Raw genomic sequence first — 19,247 nt, 5'->3', positions numbered from 1 at the left:
GTATCCTTGAGATCAGGCCGCGGACGGCACAGGGTTGGGGGGAATGGCGGTAGCAGCGAGTCGGTCGAGCTCGATCTCGTTGCGGGCGGTGCCGCGGATGTAGCGGTCGGGACCAACCAATGCGGCGATGATGCCGTGTTCGCGCAGCCAGTCGCCGATGCCATCGGCATCGTCGGCGGTGAGGATCTCGATTCCGGCCCGCGCCAGAGCGGGGCGCGACGGCAGGGCGGCCGTGGTCTCGACGAGCAGCACGTGGTGGTAGCCGGTGCGGTCGTCGCTGCGCTCTCCATTGCCGAGCACGAATTGAGGAGCGAGATGGCGAGACAGCGGCAGATCCGCCGGCGCCAGTCCAGGGCCGAGCAGAGGCTTCTTCACCTCCAGCTTGGCCGGCGCATTCGGACGCGCTTCGCCCACGGCAAGGCCGGCCTCGATCGCCCTTGTGTTGATGATGCCGCCGAGGCGGATGGCGAGCTCGATGAACTCGCGCACATGCGGCTGGCGCTCGCTCTGGTAGGTGTCGAGCAGATCGGGTGCGGCGCCGCCCTGGATGATTGCGGCGAGCTTCCAGGCGAGGTTGGCGGCATCGCGGATGCCGGCGCACATGCCCTGGCCGAGGAAGGGCGGGGTCTGATGCGCGGAATCGCCCGCGAGCAACAATCGGCCGCTGCGCCATTGCTGTGCTATGACCGAATGAAAGGTGTAGACCGCGGCGCGCTCGATCTCGGCATCGTGGGGCGTGACCCAGCGCGACAGCAGCTCCCAGACCTTTGCCGGTTGCGCGATCTCCTGAGAATCCTCGTCCGGGAGAACCGTGATCTCCCAGCGCCGCCGCGTGCCGGTGCCGCGCACATAGGTCGCCGGCCGCCTTGGATCGCAATGCTGGAGACTGTAGTCGCCGAGATCGTCGCGCGCGCGCTTGAGCAGCACGTCGATCACCAACCAGCGCTCGTGGAAGCCGAGATCGTCCATGCTGGAGCCGATGAAGCGGCGGACCAGTGAGCGGGCGCCGTCGCAGCCGATCACATAGCCGGCCCTGACCTCGGTGAGCTTTCCGCTCGCCAGGTCCTCGTAGCGGACGCGCACGCCGTCTTCGTCCTGGTCCAGCGCGAACACGTCGCAGCGGCTGCGCAAGGTGACGTGCGGCCAGCGGGCGAGGCCGCTGATCAGCACGTCCTCAAGATCAGGTTGGTGAAAGCGGTAGCTGAGATGCCAGCCCATCGGCGTCAGCGTCTGCGGGCGCGACCAATCCAGCAACATTTTGCCGTTGGCGTCGAGGAAGAGCATGCCGGGGCTCAGGATGACATGCGGCAGGATCGCGTCGGCAAGGCCGACGGTCTGGAATACGCGCATGCATTCGTCGTCGAAATGCACCGCGCGCGGCAGATGATAGGTCTGCGCCTCGCGCTCCAGCACCAGTGTCCGCACGCCGCGGAGGCCGAGCAGATTGGCAAGCGTCGCACCAACCGGCCCGCGGCCGACGATCACGACATCAAATTCTTCGGGGGCGGATTTATCTTGCATGGGGCTATCTCTTCCCCAAGCCGCGCCGCAGCATCAACGCCGCCGCGCCAAGTGTCCGCCCAGCGGACGGACGGAGCCTAGACCTCGACCGGGATGGCCGCGGCCGTCTCCTGAAGCTGCGCTGCAAATTGCGCAATTGCCTCCTCGATCCCCAGTGCCGAACGAATCCAGATGATGGAGATGCAACCGAACACGACGCCGCCTCGAACGATGGGTACGGCGATCGAGGCAGTCTTGGGATTGTACTCCCCCTCGCTGCGGATCGCGTAACCTCGCGCGGCAGTCTCGGCAATCATGCGGTCGAGGCGGGCTTCGTCGAGAAAGGGGCGGTCGTCGGCCTCGTCGATCCGGCGCAGATGATTGACGATGAGGTCGCGCTCGCGCGCCGGGCAGGCGGCAAGATAGGCGCGGCCCGCCGACGTCCGCAGCATCGGCAGGCGCTTGCCGATCATGCCGCGGTCGATCGAGAGCGGGCTGCGCGAATGGGTGGTTTCCTGCACCACCATCGCGGCGTTCTCATAAGTCGAGAGATCGACGGGCCAGACCAGGGTCTTGCCGAGTTCGGCAAGATAAGGCGCTGCCGCCTGGCAGATCACCACGCCGGGGTCGTAGCCATCGCCGAGGCTCAGCGCGCGCCGGGTCACGCGAAAACGGTCGTCGCTGGCGCTGCGGGCGATATAGCCAAGTTCCTCCAGGGTTTCGAGCAGGCGATAGACGGTCGGGCGGGGCAGGTCGAGCGCGCGAGCAACGTCGCCGGCACGGATGCCGCCCGAGCGGTTGACCTCTCGCAGCACGTCAAGTCCGCGCTTGAAGGCGCGGACGCCTTCCGACTGCCGTGGTGCGCCCGTCCCCGTCCGCTCCTTGGACACTTCGCATTTCCTCCCTTGTGGCGCACGGTCCCGCGATTATCGTTGCGAACGCGAAGCGATTGCGGAACGCCACCGTAGAATCGTGCGCAGCCGGTATCAAGTTCGCCGCATTGCGGCACACGCGATGGGTTCGGGAGGAATTCGATGGAAATCACCGCGCTCGGTTATATCGGGATCAACTCATCGCAGCTCGATCAGTGGGGCCGGATGGCGACGGGGCTGCTCGGCATGCAGCAGGTCGATCGCGGCGGCAAGATGCGCGCGTTCCGCATGGACGATCGCAAGCAGCGGCTGATCGTCGACGGGAGCAGCGATGCCGGCCTTGCCGTGATGGGATGGGAGGTCTCCTCGAGCGCCGAGCTCGACCGGCTCGCCGGCCGGCTGGAAGACCACGGCGTCAAGGTCACGCGCGGCTCGCGCGCGCTGGCCGATGAACGACATGTCGCCGAACTGATCACGTTCGCTGACCCCGCCGGCAATCGGCTCGAGGCCTTCTGCAAGCCGGAGCTTGCGAGCGAGCCGTTCAAGCCGGGTCGGCCGATCTCGGGTTTCCGCACCGGAGCGCTCGGTATGGGGCACGTCGTGCTCAACGTCGAGGACGTCGAGCCGCTGTTGCCGTTCTACCGCGACGTGCTCGGCTTCCACGTCTCGGACTTCGGACTCAAGCCTTACGGGCTGTATTTCTTCCACGTCAACGGCCGCCACCACAGCTTCGCGATGGTGGGCTCGGGGCGCAAGGCGATGCATCATTTCATGGTCGAGCTCGGCAGCCTCGACGATGTCGGTCAAGGCTACGACCTCGCGCAGCTGGACGAGGGCCGTATCGCCTATACGCTGGGCCGGCACACCAACGACCACATGACCTCGTTCTACGTGAATACGCCGTCCGGGTTCTTCATCGAATATGGCTGGGGTGCGCGCGTCATCGATCCCGAGACCTGGCAGCCGCACGAGACGTTCGACGGCCCGTCGCTGTGGGGCCACGAGCGGTTGCATATGCCGGAAGAGCAGCGCAAGCGCCTGCGCGACATGCGGCTCGATGCGGCAGCGCGCGGCGTTCGCGTCGCTGATCCCCGCGTGCCGCCGCTCAACTGTGCGTGGCTGGACCAGGTGGTCGCGCGCGAATAATCGGCCGCTTCTCGGGGTCCATCAGGCTTCGCCGAGATCGGGCTCGGTCAACAGTCCCTGGCGCAAGGCGAGGCGGACCAGCTCGATGTCGGAGCCGACGCCGAGCTTGTCCTTGATCAGGGAGTGCAGGTTGGCCACCGTCTTCGGGCTGACGTGCAGCGTTTCCGCGATCTCCTCCGTCGTCCGCTCCGCGAGCAGCAGCCGCATCACCTCGAACTCGCGCGCGGTGAGGACGTCGGCGGCCGAGCTTTCGCCGCCGAGCCGGCTCAGCGCCAGCTCGTGGTCGATGTCGGGGCTGATGGCGATCTTGCCGGCGAGCACGTCCATCACGGCCCGCACCAGCGTTTCCGGCGGGCTGGTCTTGGTGACGTAACCCCTGGCGCCGGCGCGGATCGCCTGCACGGCGAAGCCCGCATTCTGATGCATGGTGAAGATGAGGATCCTGGCGCCCTTGTCCCACTGCCTGATCCGCCTGACGGCCTCGATGCCGCCGATGCCGGGCATGCTCAGATCCATGATGACGAGGTCGGGCGCCTCGGATTTGTACAGCCGGTAGGCCTCCGCGCCGTCGGACGCCTCGGCGATGACGCGCAGGCCCGGCTGCTTCTGGAGCACGGAGCGATAGCCCTCGCGGACCACGGAATGGTCGTCGACCAGCAGGATGGAGGCATCGGCCGCGCTCATGCCGCATGCTCCAGCGCCTGCCGCTCGGCGGCTGTGAGCGGAATGACGACGCGCAGTGCCGAGCCGCCGTTGGCGCCGACTTCGAAGCTCATCCGGCCGCGCAAGGCCGCAACGCGCTCGCGCATGCCGAGCAGGCCCATGCCGGATTTGCTGGAGGCGTCGTTCGGCCGGCCGTCGTCGTCGATGGCAAGCGCGATCTCGTTGGCCGCCATCGTCAAATGCAGGTCCACCTTGGTGGCGCCGGCGTGCTTGGCGGCGTTGGTCAGCGCCTCCTGCACGATGCGGTAGAGGTTGGCGCTGATCGCGGCGGGCAGGGTCTCGACCGCGCCGTCGAAATGGATCGAAAAGCGGGTCTCGCCGCGGCTGCGTCCGTTCCAGCCGGCGACGAGGCCTTCCAGGCTCGCAACCAGCCCGAGCTCCTCGACGTCGGGCGGGCGCAGCCGGAACAGCGCGCCGCGCAGCGTCTCCATCATGCCGGTCGCGGTCCGCGCGATACCGTCGCATTCGCCGAGCAAAGCGGGGCAGTCCTGCGCGGCGGTCTGGCGGGCGGAGGAGGCGAGCGCGCGGATGGCGGCCAGCGACTGCCCGAACTCGTCGTGCAGCTCGCGCGCCAGATGGCGGCGCTCGTCGTCCTGGAGCGCGATCAGCTTGCGCGTCAGCTCGCTGCGCTCGGCGAGCGCGTTGTCGAGGCTTTCGGCGAGATGGTTGAAGCCGTCGCGGATCGCGGAGAGTTCGGCCAGATCGAACGGCGGCAGCCGCGCCGAGAGGTCGTTGGCGGCGATCCGTTCGAGGCCGGTGCGGATCAGACGGGTCGGGCGCAGCGCGCGCGCCAGCGCGGCGTAGACCAGCAAGCACAGCAGCGGCAGCGCGATCGCAAGCGCAATCATCAGGCGGCCGGCCTCGTGCCAGGCCTCCGCCGTCTGCACGGCCGGATCGACCGAGACCACGGTCTCGCCGAGCTTTGCGCCGCGCACGATCACGGGCCGTGCCGCTTCGCGGCCGGGGTCGAACAGGCTGCGATAGAAGGCCGCGAAGACCTGCGGCGACGGGCTCTCCGGGGCAGGCGCACCGCTGCAGAACCGCTGCAGCATCTCGCCGCTCGGGCCCCGGAATGCCAGACACAGGCCGGGCGTCATCACATAGGCCGCGACGGGATCGAGGTTGGGAAAGTCGCGCGGGCCGGCCACCCACTGGATCTTGCCCTGCTGCAGCTCCAGCGACTTCGCCACGATCGCCGCGATGCCGTCGATGCGCGCATGCACCGCGCGGTCGGCGGCGATCAGGAAATAGGCGGAGATTGCGGCGAAGCAGGCGGCCGTTATGGCGGCGACGCGCAACGTCAGACGGACCTTGAGATCGAATCTCGGGCGGTTCCACATCGGGCAGCACCTGGCGCGAACGGGTTTGTCGCCGCCGCATTAAACGGCAGAACGCCAGCCGCGCAAAGCGCCACGCGTTACCGCAGTGCAACGACGTGAAATTTTCCCGGCGCTGGCCGGGACGGCCCCCGTTGCAGGGTGTCGGGCTGCTGCCGAGATTTGCCGATCGCTCCATCTGCGAGGCTCCGCTCATGTACCTCTCCCGGTTGATCCTCCCTGCTTTTCTCCTGGCTGTCCTCGTGGGTGTCCGGCCTGCCGGCGCGGGCACCGAGGCGGCCGCCGCGGCACCGGCCGGCGTGTCGATCGAGGATTTCCAGTATCTGGATACGTCCGGCGAGCCGGTCGACCAGACCGCCGTCCACGAGAAGCGGCTGGGCGCGTTCATGGTCGCGCTGCGACGGGATGTCGGGGCGGACAAGCGCTACCAGCTCACGCCCGCAGGACAAGCCGACGCAAGATTCAAGGTCGTCGGCGGCGTCCAGAAGACGAGCACGCTGGTGCAATGGGCGCGGGTCGCCGTGATCGATACCGGGGCCAACAAGGTCCTGTTCGAGAAGCTCTACACGTTCCGCGGCGACAACGACGAAGCCTGGGACCGCGCCGAGGCGTTCCTCGCCCGCGAGGTCATCGCGGCACTCGGCACGCCCGCGCCGGTCGCGCTCGCCGTGTTCGATTTCGAGCTCGAGGACATGACGGCCGCATCAGGGGGCGCCTTGGCCGCTTCAGACACATCGTACCTCGCCGAGACCACCGGTGGCGTGCGTGACGTGCTTGGCCAGTCCGGCCGCTACCGCATCATCGATATCGGCAGCGCGAGCGGCGAGGCGGTCAAGGCGCACGCTTTACGCGACTGCGGCGGCTGCGAGGCCGCGATTGCGAAAGAGCTCGGCGCGGATCAATCGCTGATCGGCGTGGTGCGGCGGGTCAGCCGCACCGAATACACGCTCGGCTTCCAGCTGCGCGACGCCAGCACCGGCGCGGTGCTGGCGCGCGGCGACAGCGGCCTGCGCATGGGCGCGGATTATTCGTGGAAACGGGGCGCCGTGCGGCTGGTCAGCGACCGGCTGATCGAGAGCCAGCAGGCCGCCGACGCGGTTAGAAAGTAAGCTGCACCTTCATCGACTGCGAGCGGTCGCTGGCGAGCTCGAAGGCGGCGACCGCGTTTTCGAACGGCATGGTGGCCGTGATCAGCGGCTTGACGTCGATCAGGCCTTCGCCCATCAGCCGCACCGCCAGCTCGAATTCGGGATCGAAGCGGAAAGTGCCGCGGAGCTGCAATTCCTTGGCGACGATCGAATTGATCGGCAGCGTCATCTCGCCGCCGAGGCCGAGCTGTACCAGCGTTGCGCCGGGCCGGAGCACGTCGAGCGCGGTGCGTAGCGCCGCCTGATTGCCGGAGGCTTCGAACAGCGTGTCGAACACGCCCTTGCCGGCGCGCCAGGGATCGAGCGCCGTGGCATTCGCCGCAACGTTGATGGCGTGCGTGGCGCCGAGCTTCCTGGCGACCGCGAGCGGCGCCTCGGCGACATCGGTCACCACGATCTCGGCCGCGCCACCGAAGCGCGAGACCAGGATCATCAGCGCGCCGATCGGGCCGCAGCCGGTGATCAGCACGCGCTTGCCGAGCAGGGGGCCGGCCTGCTTGCCGGCATGCAGGCACACCGCCAGCGGCTCGGCGACCGCGGCCTCCGCCAGCGACAGCTTGTCCGCGATCGGCACCGCTTGCGTGGCATCGACCGTGATGAACTCGCGAAATCCGCCCTGAACATGAGGAAAGCGCATCGCGCTGCCGAGGAAGCGCATGTCGAGGCACTGGTTGCGTAGGCCCTCCTGGCAGTGCAGGCACCGGCCGCACGGCTTGCTCGGATTGACCGCGACGCGCGTGCCCGGCATCACGCTGGTGACGCCGTCACCAACGGCCGCGACCACGCCGGCGATCTCATGGCCCAGCGCCATCGGCTGCTGGATGCGCACGACGCCGAAACCGCCGTGATGGTAATAGTGTAGGTCGGAGCCGCAGATGCCGCCATTGGCGATCTTGACGCGGACCTCGCCCGGGCCGGGCGCCGGATCGGGATAATTGTCGATCCGCAGATCCTTCGGGGCGTGGATGACGACGGCGCGCATGGGCTTGTTCCTTGCTCTTTGCGATCACATCGCGGCGATCATGCCGCCATCGACATAGATGATCTGGCCGTTGACATACGTGGAGGCGTCGGACGCCAGGAAGATCGCCGCGCCGACCAGCTCGTCCGGCTTGCCCCAGCGCTTGGAGGGAATGCGACCCATCAGCCAGTTGTTGAAATCGGTGTTGTTGACCAGCGCCTCGTTCATGTCGGTCAGCATGTAACCGGGGCCGATCGCATTGGCCGTGATGCCGTGCTGGGCCCACTCCACCGCCATCGAACGGGTCAGGTTCTTGATGCCGCCCTTGGCCGCGGTGTAGGGCGCGATGGTGGGGCGGGCGAGCTCGCTGCCGAGCGAGCCGATATTGATGATCTTGCCGTGCTTGCGCGGGATCATGCGCTTGGCCGCCTCGCGGCCGATCACGAAGGCGCTGGTGAGGTTGGTCTCGATCACCTTGCGCCATTCGTCGGTGGTGAACTCGACCAGCGGCTTGCGGTGCTGGATGCCGGCATTGTTGACGACGATGTCGACCGCGATGCCCTTTTTGTCGAAGTCGTTGAACGCCGCGACGATCGCAGGCTCGTCGGTGACGTTGAAGGCCGCGCCTTCGGCCTGATGCCCGGCGGCGCGAAACTCGGCGACGGCCTGCTCGACTCGCTTGGGATCGACGCCGTTGACGATGACCCTGGCGCCGGCCCTGGCCATGCCTTCGGCGATGGCGCGGCCGAGGCCGCGGGAGGAGCCGGTCACGAGCGCGGTGCGGCCGGAGAGATCGAAGAGGGAGGTGCTCATGTCAGAAAGTCCTTAGACGTTGGAGCGGCGCACGGTGAGATCGGAGCGGTCGAATACGGCCGGCAGAAGATCGACGCCGAGGCCGGGGCCTTCCATCGGATAGACAAAACCGTCCTTGATCACGGGCATCGTGGTGACGAGCTCATTGTACCAGCCTTTGTAGAAGGCGCGCACCGATTCCTGGATCAGCGTGTTGGGCTGGCTGAACGACATGTGGATGGCGGCGATGAAGCCGATCGGGCCGATGCAATCGTGCGGCGCAAAGGGGCGGTGATAGGTCTCCGCCATCGCCGCGATCTTGCGGCCCTCGGTGAGACCGCCGGTCCAGCACAGATCCGCCATGACCACATGCATGGCGTCGCGGTCGAGCATGTCCTTGTAGGGGAAGCGCGAGCCCAGCGTCTCGCTGGCGCAGACCCAGACGTCGGTCGAGCGGGCGTATTCGGCGAGCGCCTGCGGCGAGTTCATCCGGATCGGGTCTTCGTACCAGGTCGGCTTGTAGGGCTCGAGCGCGCGCGCGATCTGTTTGGCGGTCGGCAGATTCCACAGCGAGTGGAGCTCGACCATGATCTCCATCTTGTCGCCGACCGCTTTACGGATCTTCTCGAACGGCTCGATCGCCTGCTTCATCTGGGCGGCGGTGATGTAGAGGCCCTTGTTCTCCTGTGCCGCCGGATCGAACGGCCAGATCTTCATCGCGGAGATGCCGCTCTCCAAAAGGCTTTCGGCCAGCGCATCGGCGCGGTGCATGAAGCCGTCGAGATCTTCATAGGGGCCCTTGGCGGCGCCGAGATTCCAGTTGGAGACCGGGCTGATGTTGGTGGAGCGGACATATTGCGTGCCGGCGCAGGTGTTGTAGATGCGCTGCTTGTCGCGGCAGAGGCCGCCGAGCATCTGGTGCACCGGCTGATTGCAGACTTTGCCGAACAGGTCCCACAGTGCGATGTCGATCGCGGAGGCCGCGCGATACTCGACGCCGGTGGAGGACTGCGCCATCGGCAGGTTCAGCATGTCGCGGTGGATCGCTTCGATGTGCAGGGGATTGCGGCCGAGCAGGCGGCCCGCAAAGGTGTCGTGGATCTGCGCCTCGACCGCGCCCGCGCCATAGAAGGTCTCACCGAGCCCGATCACGCCGGTGTCGGTGTGGATTCGTACCCAGATGACGTTGGAGAATTCCTCGGTGCGCAGGGTCTCGATCGAAGTGATCTTCACTGCAACAGTCCTCCCATGATAAGGCGCCTCGCGCCCGTCTTGTTGTTCGTGTCTATGCCGGTCAAAACCGGCGATCTCGGCGGGCAGTCATACGCCCGCTTGTAATATATCACAACATGTTTTAAGGATATCACAAATAAGCCGCCGCTCGACAGCGCGAGCCGGTGGCAGGGAGGACAAACATGGCACGGCGCAAGCGCGCGCTCGAAGTGGTGAGAAACGACGAGGACGGCGAGGGCAGGCCCTCCCGGCGCAACCGTCTCAACTTCTTCGAGCTGGCCTATCAGAAAATCGAGGAGCTCCTCGTTCATTGCGAGCTCAAGCCCGGTCAGTTCATGACCATGCTGGAATTGCAGCAGATCACCGGCTTCGGGCGCACGCCGGTGCACCACGCCGTCAATCGTCTCTCCGCCGATACGCTCATCATCATCCGCCCGCGCCACGGCCTGCACATTGCGCCGATCGATCTTGCGCGCGAACGCATGCTGCTGGCCTTGCGCCGCGACATGGAGCGTTTCGTGATCCGCCTTGCGGCCGATCGCGCCAGCCTCTCGCATCGCAATCAGGCGCTGCACATCGAGCGTCTCCTGCGCGAGCGCCGCGCCAGCCTCACCCTCGACGAATTCAACCACATCGACCGCCGCATCGACGCGCTGGTGCTGGAAGCCGCCGGCGAGCCGTTCCTGGTGCACACGCTGCGGCCACTGCACACGCTGTACCGACGCATCGGCTACATCCACCACCGCTTCATGCCGGGGCAGGCCGACCTGTCAGGCACGATTGATCGTCATCTCGCCATTCTCGCCGCGGTCGCCAGCCGGCGCGTCGACGACGCGGTGAAGGCGAGCGATGGGCTGATCGACTACATGGGCGAGATATTCACGGGCATGGAAGCGGGGATTGACCCGCGCCTGCTCGATTGCAGCATCGAGCCGCTGCTCGGCACGTAGCGAGTTTTGAAAAGAGGACCAAGCATGACAACGATGGCGATGCCACAACCGACCGCGAGCGAAGCTGCGGTCCGCTACCTCATCACGAACTACAGTCCCAAGGGCAACAAGGTCGGCTGGCTGATGATGGCCTCGATCCTGGTGGAAGCCTGGGACCTCTATTCGATCGCCTTCGTGCTGATCTTCATCAAGGAGCAGTACAATCCCTCGGCGCTGATGCTGGGCCTTGCCGCGGCGGGCACGCAGGGCGGCGCCCTGATCGGTGCGCTGCTGGGCGGCTGGCTGTCCGACAAGATCGGCCGCCGCGTCATGTTCCTGGTGACGATGGTGATGTTCATCGTGCTGGCGCTGGCGCAGGCCTTCGTGCCTGACGTCACCTGGCTCATCGTGATCCGCTTCCTGCTCGGCGTCCCGCTCGGCTCGGATATTTCCACAGGCTACACCTACATCATGGAATCCATGGCCAAGGGCGAGCGCGAGGTCATGGGCAACCGCTGGCAGTTCATGTTCGCCGTCGGCGAGGTCCTCACCATCGGCGTCATCGTGATCTTCCTCCTGATCGACATGAACCACGAGATGCTGTGGCGCGTGACGCTCGGCCTCGGCGCACTGCCGGCGCTGATCATCCTGGTGATGCGTCACGACGTGCCGGAAACGGCGGTCTGGCTGGTGCAGAAGGGACGCTACCGCGAGGCCAAGCAGGTCGCGCGCGAGATGTTCAACGACAATCTCGACATGCTGCCGGACCGGGACGTCGAAGTGCCGAAGGTCTCGACCCGCGCATTCCTCGCCGATCTCAGGAAGGATCCGGTCCGCTGGCGCGCGACGGTCTACGGCTGGATCGCCTGTTTCGTGCAAGCCAGCGAATTCTCGACCTTCGCGTTCTATCTGCCGGTACTCTTTGTCATGGTCGGCGTGTCGAGCGTGCTCGGCATCAATCTGGTGACGATGGCGCTGTTCTCCTTCGCCGCATTGTCGGGCTGGGTCGGGCCGCTGCTGACGCCGAAGATCGGCCACCGCGGCATCTCGATCGCCGGCTTCTCGATCGTGCTGGTCTCGCTGCTGGTCGCGGCCTTCGCGCTCTACACCGACAACAAGATCCTGCTGCCGTTCGCGGCCGCCGCCATGCTGTGGGGCCATTATTGGGACGCGTCGAACTGCATGACGATCCCGACCATGGTCGCCAAGCCGAAGTATCGCGGCACTGCCAGCGGCTTCGCCTACATGTTCGTGAAGCTGCCGTCGTTCCTGGCGATCTTCCTGTTCCCGACGGTGTTCGCCGCGATCGGGCAGGCGAATGCCACGCTGATGGTCGCGATCTTCCCGCTGATCGGATTGCTCGCCGCGATCTTCATCCTGCCGGAAGTCTACGGCTACGAGAACGACTGACGAAGCGCTCCCCGGTCGCGGCGTCGTCGCCGCGATCGGGACCGATTTCGGAACGCTGCGGCCAGCGACTACGGGCTCAGGAAGACCGGATCGATTCCTATCCCGTGGCCGAGCAGGCCGAGCGCCTGAAGCTGGGCGGAGTGGAGGTCGACCTCCACGATGATGAAGATGGTAAACAACGCCACTGCGGAGACGACCAGCAGCGGATGGGCCGTCTCCGCGCTGCTCTCGCCCGCTGCAGTGAGACTCCGAATCGCACGACGCAGAAAGGAGCTCTGCGGCAACGCCTTTGATTGAATCTGCATGATGAACCTTCCTTGCCGCGTCTTATCCGTCTGACTTGCGCGACATTGGAATTCTAGGCGCAGCGTCGCCGGCGGCATTGACGCACCGCAAATAGCTTGCACTCAATTTCGAAGGCCGCGGCCTGCCTTACCTGATTGCCGCTGCCAGCGCCGCGATCAAAGCGGGCGGCGTCACCAGCAGGCCGAGCTTGAGGAAGGGCCAGGCGCCGACCTCGATCTTCTCCCGCCGGAGCGCGACCAGCCAGAGGATGGTGGCGAGCGAGCCTGTCACCGACAAATTGGGGCCGAGGTCGACGCCGATTAGGATGGCGCTGACGACCGGGGCGGGCAAATGATCGCTGGCCGCGACCGAGCCGGCGACGAGGCCGACCGGAAGGTTGTTGGCGATGTTGTCGGCCAGCGCGGTTGCAATGCCGACACTCCAGGCCGCCTTCGGCACCGATTGCGCCACCGCCTGGTGGAGCAGCGCGCTGAGCTGCGCGATCACGCCGGTCTTGACCAGCGCCTCCACCATGACAAAGAGCCCGCCCACCAGCGGCAGCACGCTCCAGGACACGCCCCGCAGCACAGGCAAAGGCGACTGCCGGCTGATCAGCAGCACGATCGCGGCTGTCACGCCGCCGCAGATGAAGGTCGGCGGACCCAGCTGCTTGTCCAGCGCAGACGCCGTGACCAGCACGATTCCGATCGCGACGATGCCGATCGCCGTCAGCTTGCCGCCGCGGCCGAGCTTGGGATGCGGCACGCTGCGCGCAATCGTCTCCTGCTTCAGGGCCCGGTGCTGGGTCAGCCGCAGCACGATGTAGGTCATCAGGATGGAGGCCGCCGAGGGCAGGGCGAACAGGCGCAGCCATTCGGTGAGCTCGGGCATGCGCGCGCCGAACACGACGAGATTGGCGGGATTGGAGATTGGCAGCACGAAGCTTGCGGCATTGGCGATGAAGGCACAGACGAAGAGATAGGGCAGTGGTTTTGCGCCGGCTGCGCGCGTCGCGGCATAGACGGCGGGCGTCAGCACGATCGCGGTGGCATCGTTGGAGAGCAGCACCGTGACGAGCGTGCCGACGAGATAGATCAGCAGGAACAGCCGCTGCGGCGAGCCGGCCGCATATTCCACCGCAAGCGCGGCGAGGTAGTCGAACAGGCCCTCGAGGCGCGCGAGCTCGGCGATCAGCATCATGCCGATCAGGAAGAGATAGACGTCGACGCCCTTCTCGATGCCGACAAGCGCATCCTGCCACGGCAGCAGGCCTGATAGCACCAGGGCGCCGGCACCGATCACGGCCCAGATCGCCTCGGGCAGGCGGAACGGACGGATGATGACGCCTGCGGTCGCAGCGACGATGATGCTCCAGGCCAAGATGGCGTCAGACGGCACGGTCAATCCTTGACGTGAAATGAGTTCATTCCGCAGCGATAGCGGATGCCGGCGCCGCTGTCTCCCCCCGTGGGCGTGGGCCGCCCTGTCGTGTCTCGGGCAGCGCGAGCATGCAGATGACGGCGCCGATCGCAGCGACGATGCCGAGGGTGATGAACGCTGCGCTGTAGCCCGCGCCGACCACGACGAAGCCGGCCAGCGTCGTCGACAGCGCAGCGCCGATGCTCTGGGCGGTGATGACGGCGCCTTGCGCGACGTTGAAGCGGCCGGTGTTGCGCATGAGGTCGGCGACGATGACGGGAAAGATCGCGCCGAAGATGCCGGCGCCGACGCCGTCCAGCAACTGCACGCCGACCAGCCAGAACGGATTGTCCGAGAGCGTGTAGAGGGCGCCGCGGATCGGCAGGATCAGCAGCGCGGCGAGGAAGAAGCGCTTGTGGCCCCAGCGATCGGCCCGGGCGCCGACCAGCATTGCGAACGGCACCATCACCATTTGCGCCGCGACGATGCAGGCCGACATCAGGCTGGTGCCCATGTTCTTGTCCTGCAGCGCGAGTTTTTGTCCGACCAGCGGCAGCATGGCCGCATTGGACAGGTGAAACAGCACCACGCAGATCGCGAAGACGAGCAGGGGACGACAGGTCAGCAGCACGGAAAGGCCCGAAGGCCGCTCGGCCGCGCCGTTGGTATCAGCGTCGTGCAGCCCGCGCGCGAGGTCGTGATCGATGGCCCGTTCGGGGATCGCCAGGATGCTGACAAGACTCGCGATCGCCATCGCGCCGAGAAGGTAGAACACGACGGTCGGTCCGAACCAATAGGCGGAGAGACCGGCGAGAGCAGCCGCGACAGCGTTGCCGGCGTGATTGAAAGTCTCGTTACGGCCGATCCGCCGGGTGAAGGCGGCATGGCCGAAGATGCCGAGCGAGATGGCGGCGATCGCCGGCGGGAAGATCACCGCGGCGGCCTGGGCGACCCCTTGCGAGATCGCGACAGGGAGAAAGCCCGGAAACAACGGCAGCGAGAGCGAGGCCAGCGTCACCAGAATGGCGGCAATCATCATCGCGAGCCGTTTTGCCCGCGTGGCGTCCACCAGCGCACCGGCCGGTGTCTGCGCCACGATGCCGGCGATGGTCGCAATCGACATCACGAGGCCGATGCGCGCCTCATTCCAGTGTTGCTCGGTGAGGAGATAGACGGCGAGATAGGGCCCGAGCCCGTCGCGAACATCGGCGAGGAAGAAATTGGCCGCGTCCAGTGCGCGGCCGGCGCGCCTGTCCTGATCGGGATTTTCGCTGGGCATCGGTTACTCGATCGAGGCGGGGAATCGCTTCGGCAAAAACCGATCTCACGATAGCTTTGTTCCCGCCTCAAGACCTCACAACTGCGAGTTGGAACGGCGCAAGATCTCCGTCATTGCAAGGAGCGGAGCGACGAAGCAATCCAGAGTCTTTCCGCGAAGGCAGTCTGGATTGCTTCGCTACACTCGCAATGACAGAGCTTGCGACAGCTTCCCGCGCAATTCACTTTTACCTTGCCACCGATAGCTTCTCCGTGATCGCCTTGCGCAGAATGCGCGACAGCGATTCCACCGAATAGGGCTTCTGGATCAATTCGAAACCGCGATGGGCGTTTTCGGCGAGCACGTTGCTGTAGCCGGAGGTGAGCACGACGGGCAGGCCGGGATAGCGCTCACGGATGATGCCGGCGAGCTCGACGCCGTTCATGCCGGGCATGATCACGTCGGAGAAGACGAGGTCGACGGCGAATTCGTTCTCGCCGAGGATGGCCAGCGCCGCATTGGCGTTGGCGACGCGGCGGACGACATAGCCTAGATCTTCCAGCAATTCGGTCGAGAACTGGCCGACATCGTCATTGTCCTCGACCACGAGCACGCGGTAGCCGCGCCCGGTGGTCGCGGCCTCGTGGGTCAGCGCCGCGGCTTCCTTCTCGGCGGCCGGGCTCTGTGCCTGCGGCAGATAGATGGTGAAGGTTGCGCCTTTGCCCAGGGTGCTCGTCACCGCGACGTCACCCTCGGACTGCTTGGCGAAGCCAAAAGCCTGGCTGAGGCCGAGGCCGGTGCCCTTGCCGACCTCCTTGGTGGTGAAGAACGGCTCGAAGATGGAGTCGAGATGTTCCGGCGCGATGCCGCTGCCGGTGTCGGTGACGGAGATGGCGACGTAGTCGCCGCCGCGCGCCGATTGCGCCCGCAGGCTGGGAATCCCGGAGACCTTGCGCACGGCGATGATGAGGCGGCCTTCGCCGTTCATGGCATCTCGGGCGTTGATGGCGAGGTTGATCAGCGCGGCCTCGAACTGGGCGATGTCGGCCACCGTGAAGCAGTCGGCATCGTGAATCTCCACCGCGATTTCGATACGGCCGCCGACCAGCGGCCGGACCAGCTGCGCGACCCCCTCGACCTGGCTGCCGACGTTGAAGATCTGCGGCTTCAGCGGCTGCCGGCGCGCGAACGCCAGAAGCTGGGCAGTCAATTTGGAGGCCCGCTCGACGGTCTCGGAGATGGCATCGACATAGCGGCGGCGTCGCTCTTCCGGCAGCTCGCGGCGGCGCAGGAAATCGGTGGCCGAGCGGATGATGGTGAGGAGATTGTTGAAATCGTGGGCGACGCCGCCGGTGAGCTGGCCGATCGCCTCCATCTTCTGCGACTGCCGCAGGGCTTCCTCGCCGCGGCGGCGCTCGGTGATGTCGACGGCTTCAGGCACGGCTCCGGTGATGTTGCCGTGACGGTCGAGCACGGGGCGCATGCCGAAGTCGAAATCGCGCTCGCCGATGGGAAGGCGCAGGCGCATCTCCAGCCGCACGGCTTCGCCCTTGAGCACGGTGTGGAAGGCCTCGCGCACCAGCGTGCTCATGCCCTCCGTCGCGCTGAACCAGGGCGTTTCCCACAACGGCTTCCCGATCACATCCGAAGAGCTCGCCCCGATGCCGTCGAGTGCGGTCTTGTTGGCGTAAAGCAGCTCGCCCCGGAGATTGACCAGGCCTTGATACTGGTTGCTGGTCTCCAGGATCGCGCGCAGCCGCGCCTCGTTCGATTCGAGCTCGGCGGTGCGCTCGGCGATGCGCTCTTCCAGCGTCTCATTGAGCTGCCGCAGGTCGATCTCGGCCTGCTTGGCGACGGTGATGTCGTGGGCGACGCCGATGAAGCCGATATGCTTGCCGGTCGGGTCCCAGCGTGGCTGCGATTCCGAGCGCAGCCAGCGCCATTCGCCGGCGGCGTTCTTGTAACGCGCTTCGAGCACGAAGGGTTTGAGTGACGCTTCGCCCTGGACGGATTGCTGCAGCACGTGCGGCAGGTCGTCGGGATGCAGCACCTTGCGCCAGTCGAAGTCGATGGCCTGGTCATAGGGCAGGCCGACGAAGTCGACATAGGCCTGGTTGGCGAAGGAGCGTTTGCGATCGAGCTTGGTCACCCAGATCGGCACCGGCGCGCTGTCGGCGATCAGCCGAAAGCGCTCCTCGCTCTCCCGCAGAGTCTCGCGCGCGAGCATCTGGTCGGTGATGTCGATATGGGCGCCGACGAGGCGGATGGCGCGGCCGTCCTTGTCGCGCTCGATCTTGGCGACGACCCGGATCCAGCGGGTCTCACCGTCATTGGGACGGACGATGCGGTATTCGGCGGTGTAGTCTTCGCTGGTACCGGCGAGTGCATCGATGAAGTGCTTGACGGTGGCGTCGCGGTCCTCGGGATGGATGCGATTGACCCAGTCCTCGTGCGATTCCTCCGCAGCCTCCGGCGGCAGGCCGTGGATCATGAGGTATTCGGGCGAGCGGCGGTTCTTGAAGCCTTCGCGGAAATCGACCTCGACGCCGCCGACCTTGCCGATGCGCTGGATGCGCGCCAGCTCGGCCTCGCGCTCCTGGAGCGCGCGATAGGCGTTGTCGCGCTCGCGCGCGACGTCTTCGAGGTGTTGGCGCAGCCTTTCGGCGGCGACGGTCTCGGGCAAGGGATCGTTCAAGGCATCGGCCGTTGTCATGCGGGAGCGCACGTGCCGGACCGATATTCACACAGACGGAGCGTGATGGCCATTGTTTAGAGGAAATAGACTGTCTGGAAAGGCCAGCGGGCGAGCCGGAACGAGAAAAACTGCGGTCGGGCAACGCCCGGTCTGGCATTTTGTTCCTGACATTGGAACGATGCACCTGCGGATGCGTCGTCGCGAGGCGCCACAACGCCCATCGATAAGACTCTCTTCTCGAAGAGGATAAATCTTGAAGCTCTTTGTCTGCCAGTCCTGCGGCAACGTCCTCTATTTCGAGAACCGCGCCTGCGAACGGTGCGGCCACCGCGTCGCCTTCCTTCCCGAGAAGGAGACGATGTCGGCAATCGAGCCCGACGGAGAGGCCTGGCGGGTCCTGGCCGACAAGGGCGAAAGCCGGATGCTGTGCCGGAATGCCGAGTACGATGCCTGCAATTGGCTGACGGATCCGGGCGAGGGCAACGGCTATTGCCGCGCCTGCCGCCACAACGGCATCGTGCCGGATTTGTCCGACCCCGCCCAGCTTGCCGGCTGGCGCGAGCTGGAGGTGGCGAAACACCGTCTGTTCTATTCCCTGATCCGCTGGAAGCTGCCGCTCCAGACCCGGCAAGACGACCCCGGGCACGGTCTGATCTTCAATTTCCTCGCCGACGATCCGAACAGCGCAGAGAAGGTCATGACCGGCCACGACAACGGCCTGATCACGATCGCACTGACCGAGACCAACGACATCGAGCGCGAGCGGCGCAGGCTCGAGATGGGCGAGCCCTATCGGACGCTGCTCGGGCATTTCCGCCACGAAGTCGGGCACTATTTCTGGGACGTGCTGGTGCAGGGCGGCGGCAAGCTCGATCAATGCCGCGCGGTATTCGGCGACGATTCCGCCGATTACGGCCAGGCTCTGCAGCGTCACTATGCCGAAGGCGCGCCCCCGGACTGGCAGCAGAGCTACGTCTCGGCCTACGCCACCATGCACCCCTGGGAAGATTTCGCCGAGACCTGGGCGCACTATCTTCACATCGTCGACACCCTGGAGATGGCCGCTGAGTTCGGCATGGAGGTTCGCCCCAAGGTCGACCGCGACGGGGAGTTGACGGCGCGTATCCGTTTCAACCCCTACGAGGCCAGGGACGTCGAGGCGCTGGTCAACGCATGGCTGCCCTTCACCTTCGCCATGAACAGCGTCAATCGCGCCATGGGCCTGCGCGACCTCTATCCCTTCATCCTGTCGCCCGCGGTGGTCGGCAAGCTGGGCTTTGTTCATGGCCTGCTCCGGGACGTCGCCAGGTCCGCGTCGAGGCCCGGCAAGCCGTAGGTCGTCCTTGTCAGCCCGGTTTCGGTCTTGCGCTGGTACGCCAGAAGCGGGCCGGATTTAGACCGTTGCCTCCGGCCCATTTTGATGTACCACGGGAGCCACACGGCCCGTCCCCCATAGGCCCCAACGGCCAGGGACGGGTCCCGCCCAAGGTCGAGACTCAAGAAAAGCATGTTCAAACGCATTCTGATCGCCAATCGCGG

At 66.0% G+C, this 19,247-nt stretch carries 16 protein-coding genes; 5 read left to right on the top strand and 11 right to left on the bottom strand.

Annotated features, from left to right (window positions below; all coding sequences use genetic code 11):
• Positions 1–12 precede the first annotated feature (12 nt).
• Together mhpA and AABA84_RS04295 are read right to left on the bottom strand one after the other, a co-directional pair.
• Positions 13–1,521 carry a bifunctional 3-(3-hydroxy-phenyl)propionate/3-hydroxycinnamic acid hydroxylase MhpA gene (gene mhpA, locus AABA84_RS04300; protein WP_338311493.1) on the bottom strand — a complete coding sequence of 503 codons (1,509 nt, stop codon included), beginning with the start codon at positions 1,519–1,521 and terminating at the stop codon, positions 13–15.
• A 77-nt stretch (positions 1,522–1,598) separates the two neighbouring features.
• On the bottom strand, positions 1,599–2,390 hold the full coding sequence (locus tag AABA84_RS04295) for a DNA-binding transcriptional regulator (RefSeq protein WP_338311492.1): 792 nt from the start codon (positions 2,388–2,390) through the stop codon (positions 1,599–1,601).
• A gap of 144 nt (positions 2,391–2,534) precedes the next feature.
• Between AABA84_RS04295 and AABA84_RS04290 the strand changes: the two genes are divergently transcribed.
• Positions 2,535–3,518, top strand: a complete 984-nt coding sequence (locus tag AABA84_RS04290; protein ID WP_212253784.1) for a VOC family protein — start codon at positions 2,535–2,537, stop codon at positions 3,516–3,518.
• A gap of 21 nt (positions 3,519–3,539) precedes the next feature.
• On the opposite strand, the gene AABA84_RS04285 is transcribed toward AABA84_RS04290, so the two are convergent.
• A complete protein-coding gene (locus tag AABA84_RS04285) occupies positions 3,540–4,202 on the bottom strand; it encodes a response regulator (protein WP_038972910.1) in 663 nt (220 codons plus the stop codon).
• Entirely contained in the window at positions 4,199–5,581 is a 1,383-nt protein-coding gene (locus AABA84_RS04280) for a sensor histidine kinase (RefSeq protein ID WP_338307292.1), read from the bottom strand. Before AABA84_RS04280 ends, AABA84_RS04285 begins: the two co-directional genes overlap by 4 nt.
• A gap of 191 nt (positions 5,582–5,772) precedes the next feature.
• On the opposite strand from AABA84_RS04280, the gene AABA84_RS04275 reads away from it, so the two are divergent.
• On the top strand, positions 5,773–6,687 hold the full coding sequence (locus AABA84_RS04275; RefSeq protein ID WP_338311491.1) for a DUF3280 domain-containing protein: 915 nt from the start codon (positions 5,773–5,775) through the stop codon (positions 6,685–6,687).
• Here the strand turns inward: AABA84_RS04275 and AABA84_RS04270 are convergent.
• Genes AABA84_RS04270 through AABA84_RS04260 form a run of 3 tightly spaced genes read right to left on the bottom strand, consistent with a single transcriptional unit; the run spans position 6,677 to position 9,712 of the window.
• Complete coding sequence (locus AABA84_RS04270) at positions 6,677–7,708, bottom strand: L-idonate 5-dehydrogenase (protein ID WP_338311490.1); 1,032 nt, start codon at positions 7,706–7,708, stop codon at positions 6,677–6,679. The two genes, AABA84_RS04275 and AABA84_RS04270, sit on opposite strands and share 11 nt — an antisense overlap.
• Positions 7,709–7,732: 24 nt before the next feature.
• The gene (locus tag AABA84_RS04265; protein ID WP_338311489.1) at positions 7,733–8,500 is read right to left on the bottom strand and encodes an SDR family oxidoreductase; all 768 of its coding nucleotides are present in this window, start codon (positions 8,498–8,500) and stop codon (positions 7,733–7,735) included.
• Positions 8,501–8,512: 12 nt separating this feature from the next.
• Positions 8,513–9,712 carry a mandelate racemase/muconate lactonizing enzyme family protein gene (locus AABA84_RS04260; protein ID WP_338307296.1) on the bottom strand — a complete coding sequence of 400 codons (1,200 nt, stop codon included), beginning with the start codon at positions 9,710–9,712 and terminating at the stop codon, positions 8,513–8,515.
• A gap of 182 nt (positions 9,713–9,894) precedes the next feature.
• On the opposite strand from AABA84_RS04260, the gene AABA84_RS04255 reads away from it, so the two are divergent.
• Positions 9,895–10,662 (top strand): GntR family transcriptional regulator, encoded by a 768-nt coding sequence (locus tag AABA84_RS04255; protein ID WP_212253791.1) that lies wholly within the window; start codon positions 9,895–9,897, stop codon positions 10,660–10,662.
• A 24-nt stretch (positions 10,663–10,686) separates the two neighbouring features.
• On the top strand, positions 10,687–12,051 hold the full coding sequence (locus AABA84_RS04250) for an MFS transporter (RefSeq protein ID WP_338307297.1): 1,365 nt from the start codon (positions 10,687–10,689) through the stop codon (positions 12,049–12,051).
• A 68-nt stretch (positions 12,052–12,119) separates the two neighbouring features.
• Here the strand turns inward: AABA84_RS04250 and AABA84_RS04245 are convergent, their stop codons facing one another.
• The 4 genes from AABA84_RS04245 to AABA84_RS04230 all read right to left on the bottom strand — a co-directional run bounded on the left by AABA84_RS04245 (position 12,120) and on the right by AABA84_RS04230 (position 17,738).
• On the bottom strand, positions 12,120–12,356 hold the full coding sequence (locus tag AABA84_RS04245) for a hypothetical protein (RefSeq protein ID WP_338311488.1): 237 nt from the start codon (positions 12,354–12,356) through the stop codon (positions 12,120–12,122).
• A 127-nt stretch (positions 12,357–12,483) separates the two neighbouring features.
• Positions 12,484–13,734, bottom strand: coding sequence for an arsenic transporter (locus tag AABA84_RS04240; RefSeq protein ID WP_338311487.1), 1,251 nt, complete (start codon positions 13,732–13,734; stop codon positions 12,484–12,486).
• A 25-nt stretch (positions 13,735–13,759) separates the two neighbouring features.
• Complete coding sequence (locus AABA84_RS04235) at positions 13,760–15,034, bottom strand: MFS transporter (protein WP_338311486.1); 1,275 nt, start codon at positions 15,032–15,034, stop codon at positions 13,760–13,762.
• 226 nt (positions 15,035–15,260) lie between these two features.
• Positions 15,261–17,738, bottom strand: coding sequence for a hybrid sensor histidine kinase/response regulator (locus tag AABA84_RS04230; RefSeq protein ID WP_212253796.1), 2,478 nt, complete (start codon positions 17,736–17,738; stop codon positions 15,261–15,263).
• 223 nt (positions 17,739–17,961) lie between these two features.
• On the opposite strand from AABA84_RS04230, the gene AABA84_RS04225 reads away from it, so the two are divergent.
• Positions 17,962–19,044 (top strand): zinc-binding metallopeptidase family protein, encoded by a 1,083-nt coding sequence (locus AABA84_RS04225; protein WP_212253797.1) that lies wholly within the window; start codon positions 17,962–17,964, stop codon positions 19,042–19,044.
• The last annotated feature ends 203 nt before the right edge of the window (positions 19,045–19,247 follow it).

Origin of the sequence: Bradyrhizobium sp. TM239, assembly GCF_036247985.1 — a bacterium.
GTDB classification, from domain to species: Bacteria; Pseudomonadota; Alphaproteobacteria; order Rhizobiales; family Xanthobacteraceae; genus Bradyrhizobium; species Bradyrhizobium ottawaense.
This window is presented reverse-complemented; position numbering and strand designations above follow the sequence as displayed.